The 18507-nt window shown below is 69.3% G+C and carries 17 protein-coding genes and 2 pseudogenes; 8 read left to right on the top strand and 11 right to left on the bottom strand.

Annotated features, from left to right (window positions below; genetic code table 11):
• Positions 1-319 precede the first annotated feature (319 nt).
• A complete protein-coding gene (locus GGE06_RS40030) occupies positions 320-1057 on the top strand; it encodes a VOC family protein (protein ID WP_184933121.1) in 738 nt (245 codons plus the stop codon).
• 66 nt (positions 1058-1123) lie between these two features.
• Here GGE06_RS40030 and GGE06_RS40025 read toward each other — a convergent pair whose 3' ends face one another.
• Both GGE06_RS40025 and GGE06_RS40020 read right to left on the bottom strand, forming a co-directional pair.
• Positions 1124-1465 (bottom strand): hypothetical protein, encoded by a 342-nt coding sequence (locus tag GGE06_RS40025; RefSeq protein WP_116163742.1) that lies wholly within the window; start codon positions 1463-1465, stop codon positions 1124-1126.
• A gap of 192 nt (positions 1466-1657) precedes the next feature.
• The gene (locus tag GGE06_RS40020; protein WP_184933120.1) at positions 1658-3664 is read right to left on the bottom strand and encodes an NACHT domain-containing protein; all 2007 of its coding nucleotides are present in this window, start codon (positions 3662-3664) and stop codon (positions 1658-1660) included.
• A gap of 426 nt (positions 3665-4090) precedes the next feature.
• Here GGE06_RS40020 and GGE06_RS40015 point away from each other — a divergent pair, with 426 nt between their 5' ends.
• A complete protein-coding gene (locus GGE06_RS40015; RefSeq protein ID WP_116163746.1) occupies positions 4091-4384 on the top strand; it encodes a putative quinol monooxygenase in 294 nt (97 codons plus the stop codon).
• A gap of 450 nt (positions 4385-4834) precedes the next feature.
• Here GGE06_RS40015 and GGE06_RS40010 read toward each other — a convergent pair.
• From GGE06_RS40010 to GGE06_RS40000, 3 genes and pseudogenes are all read right to left on the bottom strand, one after another.
• A pseudogene (locus GGE06_RS40010) lies at positions 4835-5145 on the bottom strand (transposase); the annotation flags it as partial.
• A gap of 329 nt (positions 5146-5474) precedes the next feature.
• The gene (locus tag GGE06_RS40005; RefSeq protein ID WP_184933119.1) at positions 5475-6146 is read right to left on the bottom strand and encodes a DUF2238 domain-containing protein; all 672 of its coding nucleotides are present in this window, start codon (positions 6144-6146) and stop codon (positions 5475-5477) included.
• Positions 6147-6604: 458 nt separating this feature from the next.
• Positions 6605-8074 carry an MFS transporter gene (locus tag GGE06_RS40000; RefSeq protein WP_184933118.1) on the bottom strand — a complete coding sequence of 490 codons (1470 nt, stop codon included), beginning with the start codon at positions 8072-8074 and terminating at the stop codon, positions 6605-6607.
• 149 nt (positions 8075-8223) lie between these two features.
• Here GGE06_RS40000 and GGE06_RS39995 point away from each other — a divergent pair, with 149 nt between their 5' ends.
• Entirely contained in the window at positions 8224-8790 is a 567-nt protein-coding gene (locus tag GGE06_RS39995; RefSeq protein ID WP_184933117.1) for a TetR/AcrR family transcriptional regulator, read from the top strand.
• 724 nt (positions 8791-9514) lie between these two features.
• On the opposite strand, the gene GGE06_RS39990 is transcribed toward GGE06_RS39995, so the two are convergent.
• On the bottom strand, positions 9515-9790 hold the full coding sequence (locus tag GGE06_RS39990; protein ID WP_181924755.1) for a hypothetical protein: 276 nt from the start codon (positions 9788-9790) through the stop codon (positions 9515-9517).
• Positions 9791-10090: 300 nt separating this feature from the next.
• Between GGE06_RS39990 and GGE06_RS39985 the strand changes: the two genes are divergently transcribed.
• Positions 10091-10723, top strand: coding sequence for a M15 family metallopeptidase (locus tag GGE06_RS39985; RefSeq protein ID WP_184933116.1), 633 nt, complete (start codon positions 10091-10093; stop codon positions 10721-10723).
• Positions 10724-11064: 341 nt separating this feature from the next.
• Here the strand turns inward: GGE06_RS39985 and GGE06_RS39980 are convergent, their stop codons facing one another.
• On the bottom strand, positions 11065-11895 hold the full coding sequence (locus GGE06_RS39980; RefSeq protein WP_184933115.1) for a M55 family metallopeptidase: 831 nt from the start codon (positions 11893-11895) through the stop codon (positions 11065-11067).
• A 127-nt stretch (positions 11896-12022) separates the two neighbouring features.
• Between GGE06_RS39980 and GGE06_RS43230 the strand changes: the two are divergent.
• A pseudogene (locus GGE06_RS43230) lies at positions 12023-12444 on the top strand (transposase); the annotation flags it as partial.
• 36 nt (positions 12445-12480) lie between these two features.
• On the opposite strand, the gene GGE06_RS39970 reads toward GGE06_RS43230, so the two are convergent.
• Entirely contained in the window at positions 12481-13458 is a 978-nt protein-coding gene (locus GGE06_RS39970) for an ArsR/SmtB family transcription factor (protein WP_116163761.1), read from the bottom strand.
• A gap of 89 nt (positions 13459-13547) precedes the next feature.
• Here GGE06_RS39970 and GGE06_RS39965 point away from each other — a divergent pair, with 89 nt between their 5' ends.
• A complete protein-coding gene (locus GGE06_RS39965; RefSeq protein ID WP_184933113.1) occupies positions 13548-14819 on the top strand; it encodes an MFS transporter in 1272 nt (423 codons plus the stop codon).
• A 239-nt stretch (positions 14820-15058) separates the two neighbouring features.
• Positions 15059-15643 (top strand): DinB family protein, encoded by a 585-nt coding sequence (locus GGE06_RS39960; protein ID WP_116163767.1) that lies wholly within the window; start codon positions 15059-15061, stop codon positions 15641-15643.
• A 159-nt stretch (positions 15644-15802) separates the two neighbouring features.
• Here GGE06_RS39960 and GGE06_RS39955 read toward each other — a convergent pair whose 3' ends face one another.
• Positions 15803-16321, bottom strand: coding sequence for a hypothetical protein (locus GGE06_RS39955; protein ID WP_116163770.1), 519 nt, complete (start codon positions 16319-16321; stop codon positions 15803-15805).
• A 226-nt stretch (positions 16322-16547) separates the two neighbouring features.
• On the opposite strand from GGE06_RS39955, the gene GGE06_RS39950 reads away from it, so the two are divergent.
• Positions 16548-16979 (top strand): hypothetical protein, encoded by a 432-nt coding sequence (locus tag GGE06_RS39950; RefSeq protein WP_147321134.1) that lies wholly within the window; start codon positions 16548-16550, stop codon positions 16977-16979.
• 83 nt (positions 16980-17062) lie between these two features.
• Here the strand turns inward: GGE06_RS39950 and GGE06_RS39945 are convergent, their stop codons facing one another.
• Both GGE06_RS39945 and GGE06_RS39940 read right to left on the bottom strand, forming a co-directional pair.
• Positions 17063-17515 carry a DUF2690 domain-containing protein gene (locus tag GGE06_RS39945; RefSeq protein WP_116163774.1) on the bottom strand — a complete coding sequence of 151 codons (453 nt, stop codon included), beginning with the start codon at positions 17513-17515 and terminating at the stop codon, positions 17063-17065.
• Between the two features lie 433 nt (positions 17516-17948).
• On the bottom strand, positions 17949-18404 hold the full coding sequence (locus GGE06_RS39940) for a DUF2690 domain-containing protein (protein WP_184933112.1): 456 nt from the start codon (positions 18402-18404) through the stop codon (positions 17949-17951).
• Positions 18405-18507: the final 103 nt, after the last annotated feature.

The raw sequence follows: 18507 nt of genomic DNA, 5'->3' as shown, positions 1-18507 counted from the left end.
TTCACGAAATATCCGCCACAGCCGGTTTCAGCGAGCGTCGTGCGTGTTGCCGGCTGGAGTCGCCCGCTCGTGGAGTGTGCGGGCCGAGTCGGCCGGCGCGGGCTTGAGCAGCCTTCCATCGGTCAGTGGTGTCAGCGAGTTGCCGGAGCTTGGGCCGTGCCTCTGACAGGTCGGATACGAGCGGCGGCGGGGCTCGCCTTCGTGCACAAGGACTGGCCCTCGGCGGAAGTCCCGGCGAGCGCGACCGTAGTCAGCACCTGGTCGAGCACCTGTCTGATCGCGACGGCGCGGGTCGGCGGCAGCTTTTAGGATCTGCGGCATGGCAACACGACTCGTGCAGATCAACATGAAGGCCCAGGACGACTCCGCGCTCGGCCGGTTCTGGGCGGAGGCACTCGGTTGGGGTGTCGACAGCGAGGCACCCGGCGTGACCAACATCGAACCCGTGGGCTTCGCCTACCCCGACCCCGTGGCCGTCTGCATCGACATCGTCGCCAGCCCGGAACCCAAAACGGTCAAGAACCGAGTGCACCTTGATCTGGCCACCACCTCGACCGCCCACCAGGTGGAGTTGGTCGCGCGCCTGAAGGATCTCGGCGCGACGCTCACCGATGTGGGTCAGGGCGACGTTCCCTGGACGGTCATGGCCGACCCGGAGGGCAACGAGTTCTGCGTCCTGGAGCCTCGCCCGATCTACCAGGACACCGGGCCGATCGCCGCGGTCGTGGTCGATTGCACCGACCCACGGGAGATGGCCCGGTTCTGGGGCGAGGCGATGGACTGGACGCTGCACGAGGTCACCGACGACCACGCGACCATGCGCTCCGCCCAAGGCGTAGGCCCCTACCTGGAGTTCCTCCGCACCCCCGATACCAAGAGCGTGTGGAACCGCGTCCACCTCGACATCCGCCCCTACCCCGGTGACGACCTGGCCGCAGAGGCAGCCCGACTCCGCGCCCTGGGCGCCACCGACCCTGGTATCGACCAGTCCGCAATCTCCTGGACGGTTCTGGCGGACCCGGAGGGCAACGAGTTCTGCCTCCTCACGCCTCGCTGACCTTGAACAACGGATCCGGCCGGTTCCCGGTGATCCAGCGCGCGTCCACGTCCAGCCGTGTGGTGGTCACACGGCGTGGTTGATCCATCGCCGGAGTGCGAGATGGGTGGTGTCGTCCAGCCGGCACAGGGCCTCGATGGCGTCGAGGTCGCCCGGCAGGGGTGCGATGCCTGCGGTGGTCAATGTGGCGTGCAGCTCCAGCCGGCGGCGGTCGGCCGGCTCGAGAGGAGCGGACAGGCGGCTCTCCGGGTCCGGTGCGGGCAAGTAGTAGTCGCAGACCTCCATGGCACTACGGGCCGCCGACGTCCACTCCGGCCCGCTGTCGTCGACGAGCGCGGCGGGGAAGCGGTACGGGTCGAGATCGTGCAGCATGGCGGTGCCGGTGGTGAAAACCTGAGAACCAGTCACGGGTGCCTCCTCGTTCGTCATGCCAGTGCACAAGACGACGGGGACGGGAGGGGCGGCAGTTGCGGTGTACCCGGTACTCCACCCGAATGTCCCCTACGGCATCTCGTCACATGAGCGATGAGCCAACAGGTCCTACTGGCCGCTGGGACGGCCCTGTGCATGCAGAGTCGACCCCACCTTCCGCGACAGCGGTCACACGCCCACGCGGCCTCGTTGTCCGGCCAGGTAGTCCTGGAGTTCGCGGTGCCGGAACTGGTAGGCGGCTCCGGCAGTGCGCAGTATCCCGGCCTGGTGACACGCGTGCAGGAAGCGGCCGAGCCGCCATGGCAGGATCCTGCGGGCCAGCACGAGGAAGACCACGTAGCGGAGCGACAGCGAGTTGGAGATGAGCCCGCCGACGAACGCGAGGGGCAGGAGCGTCAAGGCGAGGCCCCGCCAGCCGGCCATCCCGTAGCCGAGCAGGGCGAAGATCGCCACGAGGTCTCCCAGGAACAGGGCCCAGGAGATCGCATCGCTGCGCACCAGAGCGCGGGGCCCGTCTCGTCGTTCGTCGGGTGTGACAGCAACGCCCATGGCGCCACCCAGCATCAGCCCGAAAGCTGCCGCAGCCGTCGCCCAGCCGGCTGCCGAGTCCGTCGAGGTGTCGAACAGCCCGAGGAGCACGAGAGGGACGGAGCCCAGGGTGCATCCCAGGGCGAAGCGGCGTGGTCGCAGAACCATGCGGTCGTCGCCCTCCCACAGGTCCGGCCTGAATGCGAACAGAAGGGCGAGCAGCGGCAGGAAGGAGAAGCCGAGTTGTTCCCAGGAAGTCGTGGCCGCCCGGACGACCACCGCGAGTTCCAGCACTCCGGCCCAGGCGAGGCAGGCCCACAGGATCGCGCGCTTGGTACGCCGTGCGCCGACCATCGGCCACAGATCGGGCAGCACGAGGTCCGTGGCCGAGAGCGTGCGCCCCTCCGCCTGCCGGCCGTTGCGATTGTCGTCGAGGTAGGAGGCCAACACGGTCAGCCAGTGTCCGGCCGGGCCGTTGGGGTCTACGGTCCCGTCTCCCCGCGCCGCCAGCACCGTCGGGACGTAGAGGCCGAGCAGGTGCTGGCGGAGTGTGCCGGATTCGGCCAGAGGCAGGAGGTCCGCGGGACTGCGTCGATAGTGGCCTTCGGCGGTTCGCTCCTGGTAGACCGCCACAGCAAGGGACAGGCGCCACGGCGTCGCCAGCGCCTGGCGCAGCCGGACGGCGGCCGGCGTGTCCGGAACGGGGCTTGCCTGCGGAGCGGTGGTCAAGGCGTCGAGCACGGGCTGCCAGCGGCTCAGTCCCGCCTCGGTGTCGGCCACGCTTCTCTGGAGGAACGTGCGGCTCTGCTCCGCGTCGACCGGCGCCAGCCGCACCACGGTCGTGGCCCGCAGATGCGCCTCCGCGCTGACGAGGCCGTCGTAGACGCCGCGTCGACACGTGACGACCGCGGCGGCCGGTTGCGTGCCGTGCTGCCAGTTGTTGAGCAGGCGCACCAGTCCGGCGGCTCGGCTGGAGTACGGAGCGGTGCCCGGCGGGTCCAGTTCGTCGAGGCCGTCGACGACGGGAAGCACGAGGCGTGCCTCCACCAACCGTCGTGCCGGCCCGCTGCCGACGCCGAACGCTGTCACCAGGTGTTGGACAAGCCATTCCTCCAGATCCTGGCCAGTCCACGACGCGGCTGCCATGCGCAGGGCGACGGCCTGTCCGGGCTCCCTGTCCCGTGCGAGGTCGAGGACCATCGACAGGGCTGCCAGGGACTTTCCGGTCCCGGCATCGTCCGTGACGTCGGCGCCGGTGATGACCACACGCGGCGGTGAGAGGCGATGGTGCAGTGCGGTCAGGTCGCTCAGTCGGCCCTCGGCCGGCGCTCCTTCGACCTGGCCGTGGACAAGCGCGGTGTAGGCGAGGTCGATACGGCCACCCGTGCTCCCGTCCAGCCACCGCACGTACTCGGCCTGCTCCCGGCGTACGACTTCGCCCGCCAGCCGGTCGGCCGACTGCTCCGCGTCCAGCGGCGCAACCAGGGCATAGGCCAGGCCCGCTACGCCTGCCAGCGCTCCCACGACACTGGCGACGGGATCTGCGACGTCCCAGCCGCCCAAGATCCCTAACGCCAGAAGCCACATCGCGACCGCGCCTGCCCCCGACCACAGCAGGCGGCGCTGGAGCGCTCGCCGTATCCCCATGCCCGAAATCTTGTCGAACCGAGGGCGGGAGGCGCCAGCCCGTCGACGCGATGCCGGCGAGCGAGCAGGGGCGGGGTCGGATGCTGATGGGGATTCCTGAAAACGGCTGTGACCGCGCTGGGCAGCTGCAAGTTCACAGCCGAGAACGGCAGCGGGCCCGGACCCCCGTGTTCGCAGAAGGACGGTGTCTGATGACCGGCGGGGCGCTGACACCCTATGGTCGGAGGAAGGCAGCGGGACCTTCGAGGGCGCCCGCCTCTCCAGAACACTCGAAGAGCGCGCGGCTGCCACGCTTCGCACCGCCGGGCGCGGGCGTGTTGTGGCGGCTGAGCCGGCGGCGTGGGTACGAGCGGCGGCGCATTGTGGCGTACGGCGCGCAGACATAGACTCGCGCGTCCCGGAAGTACGCCTCGAACGGAGCACCCCATGCCCAAGGTCACCGCGATCGCCCTGCTCAAGGCTGCCCCTGGTGCCGAGGGCAAGGTCCGTGAGCAGGCCCTGTCCTTGGTCGCGCCGTCGCGGGCCGAGTCGGGCAACATCAGCTACCAGGCGTACGTCCACCCCGAGGACCCGAGTGCGTGGCTGGTGTTCGAGGAGTGGGAGGACCGCGCTGCGTTCGAGGCGCACCTGTCGAGCCCGCATCTGACCGAGGCGCTTGCGGCGGGTCCGGGACTGCTGGTCGGCCCACCGGCCGAGCACGTGTTCACCACTGCGGAGTGACCTGACTCTGGCGGCCACTTGAGCCCCCGTCATCTTCTTCGAGGTCTTGTAAGAGGGCCGCTGGCCTCCGGGCGCTGAGGGCGTCGGAGACGCTGACCAGGGGACCGGCCGATGCCCGGCCGGGCGGTAAATGCCCGGCCGCTTGCGGGCGGGGCGGCTCGCGTAGCGGGCTATGCGATCCCGGCCGTTGTAGGGGCGAAGGGGCTCTTCGGCTGGGCGGGGTGGGTTTCCCCTCCGGCAGCCGAGACGGCACGGACAGCCGGCCTGTGGACGGGGCTGGCCGTCGGTGTTGCGCTGTTCCTCTGGTGGGTGATTCTCAGGGTTCGGCTTGAGGTCGGCTCTGATGGGATCGTGGCGGTCGATCCGTGGGGAACTGACCGCTGGGGCTGGACGAGGTGGCCTCGGTGCGGCTGGGTGCGTGGGGTGCGGAGTTCCATCACGGAGACGGCTTCAAGACCACGGCCTATGCGCTGAGCGAGCTGGCCGGGGTTCGTAGAAGGTGCCGTCGCGGAGCATCGCGAAGAGGACGTCGGCCCGGCGTCGGGCGAGGCAGAGCAGAGCAGGGCCTGGGTGTGGTACTTGCCCTGGGCGATCTTCTTGTCGTAGTGGGCCCGGAACGCCGGGCCGCCAAGGGTGGCGAACGCGGAGGGGAAGAAGGCTCCTTTGAGCTGCTTGTTTCCTCTCCTGGAGGGTTGTTCGCCGCGGATTGAGGAGCCTGAGCTCCGGGTTGCAGGGGCGAGTTCTGCGTAGGCGGCGAGGTGGCGGCGGTCGTCTCGTCCTCGCCGTCGATCGCCCGCAGCGTGTGCGGCATCACCCGAGCCCCGCTTCACGCACGCGGGGAGTGCCCCCACCCTCACCGTCAAAGGCACCCGCCTCGCCCACTGCACCCTGCACCCTGCACCCGCGTGGATGGTCCTGTGGGGACCGCCGCGCCGATACCCGCATAGGCCCTCCGCAGAATTCGCAACATGCCGAGACCACACCTCTACGGAAGGCCTGGTGCTCAGCCCGTTCCCGGATCCCGTACGGAAACGTGAGGCACGGGAATGCGCAGGGACGGGTGTCCGTCAGGTGAGGGAAGGCCGCTCGTTCAGTTCCGTGCCGGGAGCGCCAGGCGGGTGAGAGCGCGGTCGTGAAGGCGGCTGAGGAGGAGCAGGGAGCAGATGGCGCCGATCAGGGCGCAGAACATGTCCCACTGGGTGTCCCACACGTCGCCCTGGGTGGCCAGGAACGCGTCTGCGGCCTGGCCGCCGGTCACGGCCGCCAGCCATTCCAGCATTTCGAAGACGGCGCTGAAGGCGAGGCAGGCGCAGACGGTCAGCGGGGCGAGCCAGCGACTGCCGCGCAGCGGCGAAGTGCGGACGAGGAGTTCGCGTACCAGGATGGCCGGGACGAAGCCCTGCATGAGGTGGCCGAAGCGGTCGTAGGGGTTGCGCTCCAGACCGAACCAGTCGCGCACCCAGTCGCCGGCCGGCACCTCCGCGTAGGTGTAGTGCCCGCCCACGATGAGAACCGTGGCGTGTGCGGCCAGTAGGCCACACAGCAAGCCGCTCAGCGGGAACCGCTTGCGTAGCAGGATCACCAGCGGCAGGCCCAGCATCACCCACACCGTCTCCAGCACCCAGGTGGTCGGGTCTGCGGCGCCGAGCGCGGACACCGTGAGCGCTGCGGTGACGGCGAGCGCGAGAACGGCCGGCATCCGGCGGCCGGAGGCCGGTCGTGCGTCCGGTGCAGGGCTGAAGGTCGGGTGGATGGCGGACATCGCCGGCTCCTCGTGTCTGGGGCTGTGCCCCGTATCCTCAGGCCTGCGACGAAGACCCGGCATGAGTGCGCGTACTCAACCACTGTGCTGCAGTACTCGGTTGGACCTCATCGCTCCACGCGGGGTTCGGATTCGCGCACGCAGAGATAGGTGCATCCAGCCAGTCCGTTTCTGGACCAGGCGCATTGAAGTTCAAGATCTTCCACCCGTCTGATCGCATCTCATTCAGGGCGCCCAGCCGAACCCATGGGGGCCTCGCTCCCCACGACATCCCAGGGCGCATACGGACCCCAGGCAGAGTTCACGCCACCCTCGGCCACCCGCGGGGATGGCCTCACCGGCTGCTCCCCGCGCCCGTGGGGATGGTCCCGTCCAAGTCGAGATCGGACGGGTGCTCCCACCCCTGCTCCCCGCCCTCGGCGCGCAGACCCTTCTGCCGGCCAAGGCGGTTGTCATGGTCAACGGCTGTTCGCGGGCGCCTCGTTCGAGGTGGTGACCACATCTGGATCGGTGGAGCGTTGCGGCGCCGTGGAGCCTTCCGTGGGCTTGGACCTCGTCAGCCACAGGCCGGTGAACACGGCGGTGGCCAACGTGACGATGCCGGCGGCGAGGAAGGCGCTGTTGAGGCCGGTCTCGAAGGAGGCGCCGCCGGATTGACGGATGCGGACGACGGCTCCGAGTAGCGCCACGCCGAGCACCGCGCCGATCTGCCGGGTGGTGCTGCTGATGCCTGATGCGAGGCCGCCTTCCTGCGGGTCGACTGCTTGGATGGCGGCGCCTGTCAGTGGGGACATGGTCAGGGCGAAGCCGGTGCCGACGACTCCCAGCCGCCACCACACGTTCCCGTAGCCGGTGTCGGCGTGCACCAGGCCGAGCGCGAGCAGTCCCAGGCCGGCCAGGGCCAGGCCGGTGGTGACCACGATGCGGAAGCCGTACCGGGCGGCGAGCCGGCCCGCGTACGGGCTGACGATCACCATGGCGAGGGATACCGGCAGGGTCTGCAGGCCGGCGCGCAGGATCGAGCTGCCCTGGACGTACACGAAGAACTGGGAGAAGAAGAACGACGAGCCCATGAGCGCGAACCCCACCACGACCATGGCGGTGTTGGACACGGTGAACAGGCGCTGCCGGAACAGTCGCAGCGGCAGCATCGGAGCGGAACGACGCGTTTCGACGGCGACGAAGGCGGCCAGGAGGATCACCGCGGCGGTGAAGCTGCTCAGGATCACCGGCGACGTCCAGCCGCGGGCACCACCCTCGATCAGCCCGTAGGTCAGCGCCCCCACTGCCAGAACGGACAGCACCGTCCCCGGGACGTCGATCGCAGGGGCGCTCGGATTGCGGGTCTCTTCAAGGGTGCGCAGACCGGCCAGCAGAAGGATCACGCCGATGGGCAGGTTGACCAGGAAGATGGCGGGCCAGCCGAAGGCGTCCGTCAGCACGCCGCCGGCCACGGGGCCTGCGGCCAGACCGATTCCACTGAATCCGGCCCACAGCCCGATCGCCTTGATCCGTTCTTGCGGGACGGGATAGGCGGCGACGAGCAGGGCCAGCGAGGCAGGGCTCAGCGCCGCGGCCCCGATGCCCTGCAGCACCCGGCCGGCGATCAGCCAGCCGAGCGAGGGCGCGAGGCTGCACACGAGCGACGCGACAGTGAACACCGCGACGCCGGTCAGGTACACCCGTTTGCGGCCGAACCGGTCGGCGAAGACACCGCCGGACAGCAGCAGCATGGCGACCAGCAGTACGTACGCGTCGACGATCCATTGCAGACCGGTCAGCTGAGTGTGCAGCCGGTGCTGCATATCGGGCAGTGCTGCTCCAACAACCGTGTTGTCGAGCAGGACCATGAATTGGCCTAAGCAGGTCACAGCGAGCAGCACGGCCCGGTTCGGGCAACTGCCTGCGGTCGCATGCGATGCAGCCATGAGAACCCCCTCGATCGATAGTTGCGCCCGGCCACGGTCGACGTGGGTGGGATGCACCCGAGCGCCCTAAAGCAGTCATTGACTGCGTTAGGTGACTGTAAGGAGGGTCGCCTCACAAACGCAAGTCCTGACTGCGTTAAGGTGAGGGTATGGACGAGCGACAGCGAGCCCGGCGGCCCGGCGGACGCAGCGCCCGCGTCGGCGCACAGGTGCACCAGGCCGTCACCGACCTGATCAGCGAGCGCGGCTACGGCAACTTCACCGTCGGCGAGGTCGCAGCCCGCGCGGGCGTAGCCGACAGCAGCGTCTACCGCCGGTGGGGCAACCTGGAAACCCTGCTCACCGACGTGGCGCTCACCCGCCTCAACGCGCAGTCACCGATGCCCGACACCGGGAGCCTGTCAGGCGACCTGCGCACCTACGCGACCCAAGTGGCCCGCGAGATCACCGGACCCGACGGTCCGGCGGTACTGCACCTGGCCGTCGCCCTGTCGAGCAGCGGTCAGCAGGGCCTGCAGGCCGGTGCCGACCTCCGCGCCGAACGCACCCGGCAACTGCAGTCCATGCTCGATCGCGCCCGTGACCGTGGCGAGCGCGCACCCGACGTGTTCGACGTGCTGGACCACATCCTGGCCCCGATGTACATCCGCGTCTTGTTCGGAATGGTCCCGCTCACCCCGGACTACATCGACGGGCTGGTCGACCGATTGCTGTGACCTCAACCCGGCTCCTTATCTGACCACGGAGGTCCCTCCCGCGAGGCGGGTCGCCTCCTTCTGCGGGCGGTGAATGACCGGGTACGCCTTTCATCCCGCGGGTCAGCTGCACTCGGCGGCGAAGCCATCACCTGCGCCGGATACAGACAGCGACTCAGCGGCTTCGGCCTGGATGCGGCCGGGTCGGCAGCGTCCGGACCGAGGAGCCGGGCTCCGACAGGACGTGGAGCAACTGCTGGTTGTGCGCAGCCAGTCGGTTTACTACGCGCACCAGGTGCTCGCCGGACTTGCCCTTCACCGTGAACCACGTCGCCCAGCGCCTCGGCGACTGCGCGCTTCGCCGAGGACCGGTCCGCGAGCCGCTCGCACGGCGGGGTGCCGAGCCGGAGCCGGGCTGGTTGAGAGGTGTTCTGACCAGCAAGATCCCCCGGTCTGTGACGGCCAGGGCCGCCCGCTCGCTTTCGCCACGACAGGCGGCAACACCAACGACTGCACCCAGTTCGCCGCTGTCTTGGAAGCGATCAGGGTGCCCGCATCGGTCCGGGACGGCTATGGGTCCGGCTCATCACGTCATCGCCGACAAGGGCTAAAGATCGAAGACGATCCGCACCTTGCTCCGTCGGCGGGACATCGCCCACGCCATTCCCGAGCGGGCTGACCAGGTCCGCAACCGTACCCGGCGAGGAAGTCACGGAGGCTGCCCGCCGGCCTTCGACCGCGAGGTCTACAAACACCGTAACGTCGTGGAACGCTGCTGTAGCCGCTCCAAGTAGAGGGTGTGGACACCGGCGCCGAACTCTCCTTGAAGCCGTTCAAGGTCGACCTCCACCATGGCTTCAACGATGCGCCTGGTCGAGGCGATGGTCACACCTCCCGAGAACCGCAGCTCACTGGCGAGGCCGGCGAGGTCCAGCGCGCTCTCCTCGCGGGCTTCGTCCGTGCCGAGGAACGCACTCGGGCTGTCAGCACAGACGTCGGCGAAGGAACCGAACTTGCTCACGCAGACCACGATCCGCGTCCCACAGATCGTCGCTGCCGCCGATACGGGCACACGCCCGTACTTTGCTGGAGCCCTGTGTGCCCTGTTCGGACTCGCATCGGATCCCGAAATCCTTGGGGGCAGCGTCGCAGGTCAGGAGCGTCGACGCAGGGGGCTGCGAGCGATTGCCGGTTCACGGCCGCCTCCGCGATCGATGGCAGGTTCTTCTGGCCTGTATGTCCGGCGGTGGGGGGGGCTGGTCGTACCGACACACGCCGGGCGGATTTCGCCGTAGGGCCGCGGCGTTTAGGCTCAGGTTCCATGATCTTGCTGAGCGATCCCCAGGTGGTCGGTATCCCGGTGCAGGACTGCGGCGAGCCTCTCGCAGAGATCGCCTCGGTCCCGGCGATTGCACTGGACTCCCGGGAGCGAGACGAGGATGGGGCATACGGCCGGGTCAGGACCGGCGTGCTCGAACGTCTGAGTTCGGCTTCGGAGAGGCTTCCCAACGGCGTCAGGTTCCTCGTCATAGAAGGGCATCGCAGCAGCACTGAGCAGGCGCGGCGTTTTGCCCTCTACGAGGACCGCATACGCCGCTCAGGCATCACCGACCCAGTCGACCTGCGGCGCCGGGCCAGCGCCTTCGTCTCCCCGGTCGAGGTGGCGCCACACTGCGCCGGGGCGGCCCTCGACCTGACGCTCATCGATGCCGACGGCGTCGAGCTGGACATGGGCGGTGCCGTGAACGGCCACCGCACGGGAGACGAGAAGTACTGTCCACTGGACGCTCCGGGACTGTCCGACCGAGCACGCCGCAATCGCGACCTCCTGGCCCGAACCATGGGCGACGCCGGTTTCGTCAACTACCCCACCGAGTGGTGGCACTGGTCCTATGGCGACCGGTACTGGGCACTGGTCACCAAAGCAGACAGCGCCATCTACGGACCAGCCTGACCACCTCGAACCGGCGAGACCCCAGGACACGGTCACCGACATCCTCTGGAGAGGCTGGGGCCTCGACGCCTCTGCATCCCTGGCCAGGTCACCTGGGCACTTCGAGACCGGTCGACCTCCAGCCCACTGCCCGGCCCGGTCAGTTCGGTTCCTGGATGCGGCCAACTGCCGCGCAGCGTCGTCGTACGGGTCGATCTCGCCTACCCCGAGTCCTCTCCCCGTCCTGGTCCTGTCCGCCCGGCGAACGCACCCCGTCGGCGGCGGCGACCAGGCCGCCCCCGCAGGCCCGTGCATCAGCGGACTTCCGCACAGGCGACACAGCCGCGGCGCGCCCGCGGCGGTCAGCAGTAAGGGGGCTGGTTGGTCAGGGAAGCGGCCACTCGCATCCACACGCCGAACAGCCGATAGAGGTCGGGCAGTGTGCCCTGCGCCTGGACGGTCCGGCTGTCTGACGACGTGACGCCTGGAATTCCCAGGAGCGTCGAGGCAACGGAAGCCGACTGCCAGCGGACCGTGAGGGCGGAGGGGGCCGCTGCGACGGCTGGAGCCTTCGGCGGTACGGCGAGACTGGCGGCGACCGCCTTCTCGATGGCCGCACGTGCTTCCTCCGACGGCCGCAGATCTGCCGAGAACCGGTCCCGCGCATACTTCACTGCCACGGTCCTCACCGAGGCGTCCCATTCCGTCATCTCTGTGCAGGCGCAGTCGTCACCGGTGAGGACCGTCACCGGCACACCGATGGCAGCCGCGGTGGCATGGGCCAGGCCGATCTCACCCACGGGCCGGTCGTCCAGCCACATGTCTTCGATCTCGTGCCCCATGAAGCTGTGGCTCAGTACGCCGAGAGCACCGGCCCGTGAGTGGTAGCCGACGAAAACCGCAGCGTCGTGCTCGGGAGCGAGGCCTTCGAGCATGAGCATCTGCTTGGGTTTGCCGCGAATGAGGCGCGCTGTTGGGTGCAGTGCCTCGGGCACGAGGTTGCGCATCGGGCCGTGCGCGTCGTTGACGGTGATGTCGGTGGCACCGGCCGCGACGGCACCGCGGATAGCGGCGTTGACGTCCTCTGCCATCATCAGCCGCCCACGCTCGTAGTCCCGGCCGCCAGGCTGGACATCGTCGGCATCCACCAGCCCAGTGATGCCCTCCATGTCCACACTGATGTAGATCCGCACCGCGCAGTCTCCTCAATCTTGATCGTTTCAGGAGACGTCGGCCGTTCTTGCTCTGGTTCCTCCACCAGTTCACGATCATCCGGCTCCCGCCGGGGCCAGCACGCTCGTCAGCTCAGCTGGACGGCATGACCGGGGCAAGGCGGGCAGCAAGCACCGCGGCATCGTCGACGTCCACGGCGTGCTCCTGGCCGCCGGCGTGACCGGTGGCAACCGCAACGACGTCACCCAGCGCCTGCCCCTGATCCACGCCGTACCGCCCATCCGCGGCAAGCGCGGATGACCCCGTCAGCGCCCCGGCGTCCCCTACGCCGACCGCGGTTACGACCACGACGTCTACCGCTGCCAGGCCCGTGAGCTGGGCATCCGCCCGCTCATCGCCCGGCGCGGCACCGAGCACGGAAGCAGCCTGGGCAAGAACCGCCGGGTCGTCGAAGCGGCCTTCGCGCTTCTGCGCTGGTTTTGCCGACTGCGTATCCGTTGCGTATCCGCTGGGAAATCCGCGCCGACGTCCACCAGGCCTTCCTCACCCCCGGCTGCGCAATCGTCTGCCGGCGGCACATCAAAAAGCAGTGCGGACCCGAGCCCTCAGCCCGCACCGGCGACCAGTGCCTCGCCGAGCGGTGTACGTCGGTAGAGCACCGACCGTCCGGACCGGGCGCGGACGAGCAGCCCCGCGCCTCGCAGGATGGCGAGGTGATCTCCTACCGCGCCGGGTGCCATGGCGAGGCTTCGGGCGAGGTGGCTGGTACTGGCCGGGGCGTCCAGCGCCATCAGTAGCCGGGCTCGGGCCCGGCCGACCAGAGCGGTCAGCGCGTCCGGTTGGGGGACGGTCTCCTGTTCGCCCCACAGGGCGGCGGTGCCGCGGGCACGATAGACCAAGGTCCTGGGCCAGGGGTCCTCATGGTGGGCGGCGACATGTCCGACGAAGACCGAAGGGATCAGCAGGAGCCCGTCGCCGGCGAGGCGGACTGTTCCGCCCCGGAAGAAGCTGATCTCGATACCGCCGGCGCGCCAGGCGATGCCCGGGTGCAGGCTCTCGATGGTCGTGGCCCAGCCGTGTTCGCCGATCACACCCACCCGGTGCACGACATCGCGCTCACAGATCGCGCGAAGTTGCGGCCAGTCCGCGGCGAGCAGATCGTGCCACGCCTGGTCCATCGCCTCGGCGATCCTGGGGACGGCGTCCGTCGAGTCCAGCACCGCGCGTACGCGGGGATCACGGGCGGACGGGCCGGTCGCGGTGGCGGCGAATTCCTGGCGGGCCGCTTCCAGCGGTGTGGCCCGGATCACGGACAGGTCGTCTGTCCAGGTCTGGTTGAGGCCGCGCGGGGGCGGGGCGACGAAGTTCGGTCCGCCTAGCGGGGCATGCAGGGCGAGGGCGGCGTCCAACTCGGTCTCGCGGCGAAGCCGTTCGAAGACCGGCATGAGCCGGGTGGCCCAGGCTCGCGGCAGCGGTCGGTCCAGGCCTGCGAGCGAGCGCAGCAGCAGGCAGAGGTCCAGCGCGGGCGACAGTGCGAAGCGGCTGCGCAGCAGGTCCTCGACGGAGACTTCGAAGCGCAGCACCCGGGCATATTACCGCGGGACGTCTGCTCCGATTCGTCCAGCGACGAATCATTGGTGAGTGCCGTGGGCGTACGGCGAGGGTGGGCGTCATGACCAAAACCGCCGAACCCGCGCAGGGCGACCGCCGTGCCACCTACCGGGAGGTGCTGGCCGAGCCGCGATTCCGGCTGCTCTTCTCGACCCGCACCGTCGCGATCACTGCGGACTCGCTGCGGATCACCACGTTCTCGGTTCTGATCTTCGAGGCCACCGGCTCCGCGCTGTTGAGCGCACTGGCCTTCGGCATCGGCTTTCTCCCGCAGTTGTTCGGCTCGCTGCTGCTGGGCTCACTGGCCGACCGACTGTCGCCCCGCGTGCTCATCGCCGGCGGCTACGCCTTGGAGTGCGCCGCCGCCCTGCTGCTCGCCCTGGTGCGGATGCCGATCGCGGCAAGCCTCGGTGTCGTGGCGCTTGTCGCCCTCGCCACACCGGTGTTCAGCGGCGCGTCGAGTCGGCTGGTCGCGCAGTGCCTGGAGGGCGACGCCTATGTACTGGGCCGTTCACTGAACAACATCGCCGGCTCCGGCGCGCAACTGTTCGGCCTGGCGCTGGGAGGTGCGGTCGTCGCGGTACTCGGCCCACACCGGGCGCTCGCGGCAAGCGCCGCCCTCTACCTCGGCTGCGCACTTGCGATCCGCATCCGGCTGCCCCGGCTGCAGCCGGGAGAGTTCGGCGGCACACCCGGCAGCGCTCGGGGCGACGGCGGGGCCGTCCGGGCGAGCCTGCACGGTGCCGGCCTGCTGCTGCGCGGACACGCGGTGCGACGACTGATGCTGGCCCAGTGGCTACCGCCCGCGTTCGTAGCGGGCGCGGAAGGCCTGATCGTCGCCTACGCGGGAGGACGCCACTTCGCGCCCGGCTGGTACGCGGTGCTGATGGGCTGTCTGCCGGTCGGCATGCTCGTCGGTGACCTGCTGGTGGGTCGACTGCTACGGCCGGTCACCCGGGAGCGGCTGGTAGTCCCCTTGATCGCGCTGATGGGACTGCCGCTGGTCGGCTTCGTTGCCGAGCCCGGAGTGGGCGTCTCGTCCTGTCTGCTGCTGCTCTGCGGTTTCGGATTCGCCTACGGTCTCGGCCTGCAACGGCCGTTCCTGGACGCCCTGCCGCAGGACGGCCAGGGCCAGGCCTTCGGACTGCTCGGCTCCGGCGGCATGACGCTTCAGGGCGTCGGGCCGGCCTGCTTCGGCTCGGTGGCCGCAGGCATCGGAACAGGCGGCGCAATCGCCCTGGCAGGCGGCGCGGCGGCGCTTACCGCCGGCTGGATTCTCACCTGGCGCCCGCCCACCTCCCCGGCCCCCGTCCCTCACTACTCAACGGGATGAGAGAACGGCACCGAGCAGCATGCGTGGAGTACTCCTGTGCAGTGATCGTCGCAGGTCGGGTCGGCCGCGAGCCGTCAAGTACCCCACCCCCACCCCCACCCCACCCTCACATCTCGCTGACAGACCAGCAATCCCGTGAGCTCATCGTGTAGTGAGTTCTCAGCCTCGGCTCTGCCGGCCGTTGCGGACCGCGTACGGGATATTGAGACCACGAACAACCCATGGAAGGTTCATGCCGCATGATCGATGAATTCGCGAAGGACAACCTGCACGGGAGACTGCGGCGGGACCGCGAGGCGCTGCTCTGGAAACTCGACGGCTTGTCCGAATACGACGCCCGACGACCCTTGACGGCGACCGGGACCAACCTCCTCGGCCTGGTCAAGCACGTGGCCACCGTCGAAGCCAGGTACTTCGGCGAGGTCTTCGACCGTCCTTTCCCGGAACCGCTGTGCCGGTGGCAGGACTCCGACGGCAGCGATCAGTGGGCGACCGAGGACGAGACCCGCGATCAGATCATCGGGTTCTACCGGCGCACCTGGGAACACTCGGACGCGACGATCAACGAGCTTCCCCTCGACGCCCCCGGCCACGTGCCGTGGTGGCCGGAGCCCTATCCCAACACGAACCTGTTCGCCGTCATGGTCCACGTTCTCGGCGAGTCCGTCCGGCATACCGGACACGCCGACATCCTGCGCGAGGGCGTCGACGGCCGGACCGGGTTGCGTCCCGAACACGAGAAGCCGATCGACGAGGCAGCCCGTGCCGCGTACCGCGCGAAGATCGAGCAGGCCGCCAGGTCGGCCGCATCAATCAAGGCTTAGTCGGGCATGCGGGACTGACCGTCCTGAACATCGTCCGGCTCGGACAGCCGTCCGTGCAGGCGCCCCGGGCCCGGTCTTGCAGCGGCCGGGGCCGGGGCGTTTCGCGTCGTCGCCACGGCCGTATCCACCAGTGGCTACACGCTGGGCACCGCCCGTACGTCAGCCTTGCTCGGCAACCATGGCCTCGAAGGTCTCCCGCATCATGTGATCGATGACTCCGGGCTGTCCGGCCATGGAGTCGAAGAGGTCGGCGAGCAGCCACAACACGAAGCCGTGTACCAGAGCCTCCTCCGGCGGAATCTGTCCGAACCGGTCGCGCCACGCCACGGTGTCCATGCCCATCGCCGCGGCCATGAGGACGCCGGTGACCATCGGCACCTGAGCCGGGTCGGCCATCTCAAAGGCGGGGAGCCTGCGGATCACAGCGGGGATCAGGTCGCTGAGCGGATCAAGCCGATCCTCGCCCCTGGGCTGTTCGGCGATCAGGTATCCGGTCAGCACGCCCACCAAGAAGACAGTGCCGCGGGACACCTCCTCACGCCCGTACGCGTCCACAGCGGCCTTGACCCGCTGCTGCGCCTCCTGGCGGGCCTTGGCCGAAGTCCGCTTCTCCAGGACCCGGTACGAGTCCCACGCCGCACGGATCGCCTCATCCACAACTACGCCGTCGCTGGTCATGGAGCGACCGTAGACGAGACGACGCCCTGCCCGGGATCCCCTTTGCACCGAGCCGGCGCAACGCGCATCCCTGGCCGGCAGCTCAGCAGGAGCCGTGCCTGCGGGCGCGGTGGACGTGCGTGTCGCGTGTGTGGGCGGCAGCCGGGCGGGGGAGAACCTCACCGCCCCGCCCGTGCAGCGAGTCGACGCAAGGGGACAGGGACCAGACCGAGCGAAGGGTGACGACATGCCCAGGCGAGCTCTTGCACCGACGAAGGTGCACGTCTGCCCCGAGTGCGGCACCACGACCAAGGCGAGCCTGCGCAGCGGCTGCCTCCACGAGCACCCGACCCCCAGCCGGCCGGGCCTCTGCCCGAAGTCCGGGGAAGTGGTCCTGCCCGTCAAGGAGTTGGAGAACAGCTACGAGTGCGCCTGCGGCGCCTGGTCCCGTGTCACCTACAAGAAGGCCCTCGCCCAGCACCTCATGCCCGAAGGCGAGCGGTGCCCGCTGTCCGGAGAACCGCTACAGGCCCCCGCCGTTCGCCCCGTCGTGGACGGACTGCTGCGCCTGGTGCCACCCGCCCCGAGCCGCGGGTGGGCGCAGCCGGTCACTGGCAGGAGCGGCGCCAGCGTGTACGCGATCCCCGCCGGACTGCCCGGCCACGGCCGACGCCGCTGACCACTTCCCGGCTCCCGGGCCGCTGCTTGGCAGTAGGCGCTGGGGGCCGTGCGGCCGTGTGGCACCCCTGGTCGACGCAGAGCTCAGTACGAGGACGTGGTGTGAGTGCCGGACTCGTTGTAGCCGGTGCTGTCCGAGGCGTGGCCGGCGGCGTAGGAGGTGTAGCCCGCGTCGTTCAGCATCGGGCTGAAGCAGTACTCCTGGCCGTTGGGCGCGATGCTCGGGCCGCCGCACCACTGGGTGGCGCCGTCCTGGTTGCGATTGACGTAACCACCGAAGTTCGGGCCGTCCGAGTAGACACGGACCCAGGTGGTCCGGCAGGCGGTGCTGTAGCGCAGTTCGACGGTGCCGACCCGGGCGCCCTTCGCGTACAGCGCACTGGAGGCGGCGGTAATGGCGCTCGCGGAGCAGCCGGAGGTGATCGGATCCTGACCGTCGTAGCCCGCGGCGGACGCCGAGCCGGTGAAGACGGTGGCGAAGGCGGCGGACACGACGGCGAGAACGGCCGTCCGCCTGACGAGTGTGGGTACGCGCATGGATGCTCCCGGGGATTGTGCGGCGGTTCAGGAGAACCGGCCGCGGATGACGGGTGGTTGCGTTCGGCGTCAGTAGGAGCCGGTGATGGTCTGGTCCCAGTCGTAGCCGCTCGCGTTGGCGGTTCCACCGCACGTCACTGCGAGTACGGCGGTGAAGACGGCGGTGATGGCTGTCATGGCTGTTCGCTTGAGGAGCATGTGGCGGTCCTCCAGGTGGCGGGGAAAGAGTGCCGGACGCTTCGGTCCGTGGATGGTCCGGTGAGACTGGAAGGCCGCGGTCGCCGTGTTGCGACGAGAACGGTGGGGAGTGCCAGGACCGCCCGCCGGTAGCCATGCAGGCCGGAGGGCGTACGGCAGAAGCCTCATCCGTCCTAGGACGGCGGTGGGACGGGAGCGGGACGGGAGTGGGACGCCGCGCCACGAGGGCGGGGGATCAGTAGGTGGTGGTCACCGCCTCGTTGCTCATGACTCCGTTCTTGACGGCGTATCCGTAGGCGTAAGAGGTGTAGCCGGCGTCGTTGAGCATCGGGCTGTAGCAGTAGTACTGGCCGAGGCTCCCGCTCCACTGGGAGGAGCCGCAGCGCTGCACCGCATGGTCCTGTGTCCTCTGCGCGTAACCGTGCAGGTCAGGCTGGTCGCCTTGGATACGCACCCAGGTGGTGCGGCAGGAGGGGCTGTAGCGCAGTTCCACGACGCCGATGACCGTCCGGCCGTCACGGTCCAGGATGTGTGCCTCTCTGGCCGTGTACGCGTCGGACGAGCAGCCGGAGGCATTGGGGTCGTCACCGTCACGGGTGAGGGCGTGCGAGGTGCCGGTCACGCCCAGTGCCAGCGTGAGCGTGGATGCGGCGATGACCGCTGCGCGCTTGATCGTGGTGCTGAATGCCATGAGGGCTCCTTGGCGGTGGGGGAGGGCGACGGGCCGGGGAGATCGGCCCTCGGTCGGCGCGTGTCCACGCAGCCGACGGCCGTGTCTGGTGAGGACCCTGGCA

It is taken from the genome of Streptomyces nymphaeiformis (genome assembly GCF_014203895.1).
In the GTDB taxonomy this organism is placed as follows: domain Bacteria; phylum Actinomycetota; class Actinomycetes; order Streptomycetales; family Streptomycetaceae; genus Streptomyces; species Streptomyces nymphaeiformis.
This window is presented reverse-complemented; position numbering and strand designations above follow the sequence as displayed.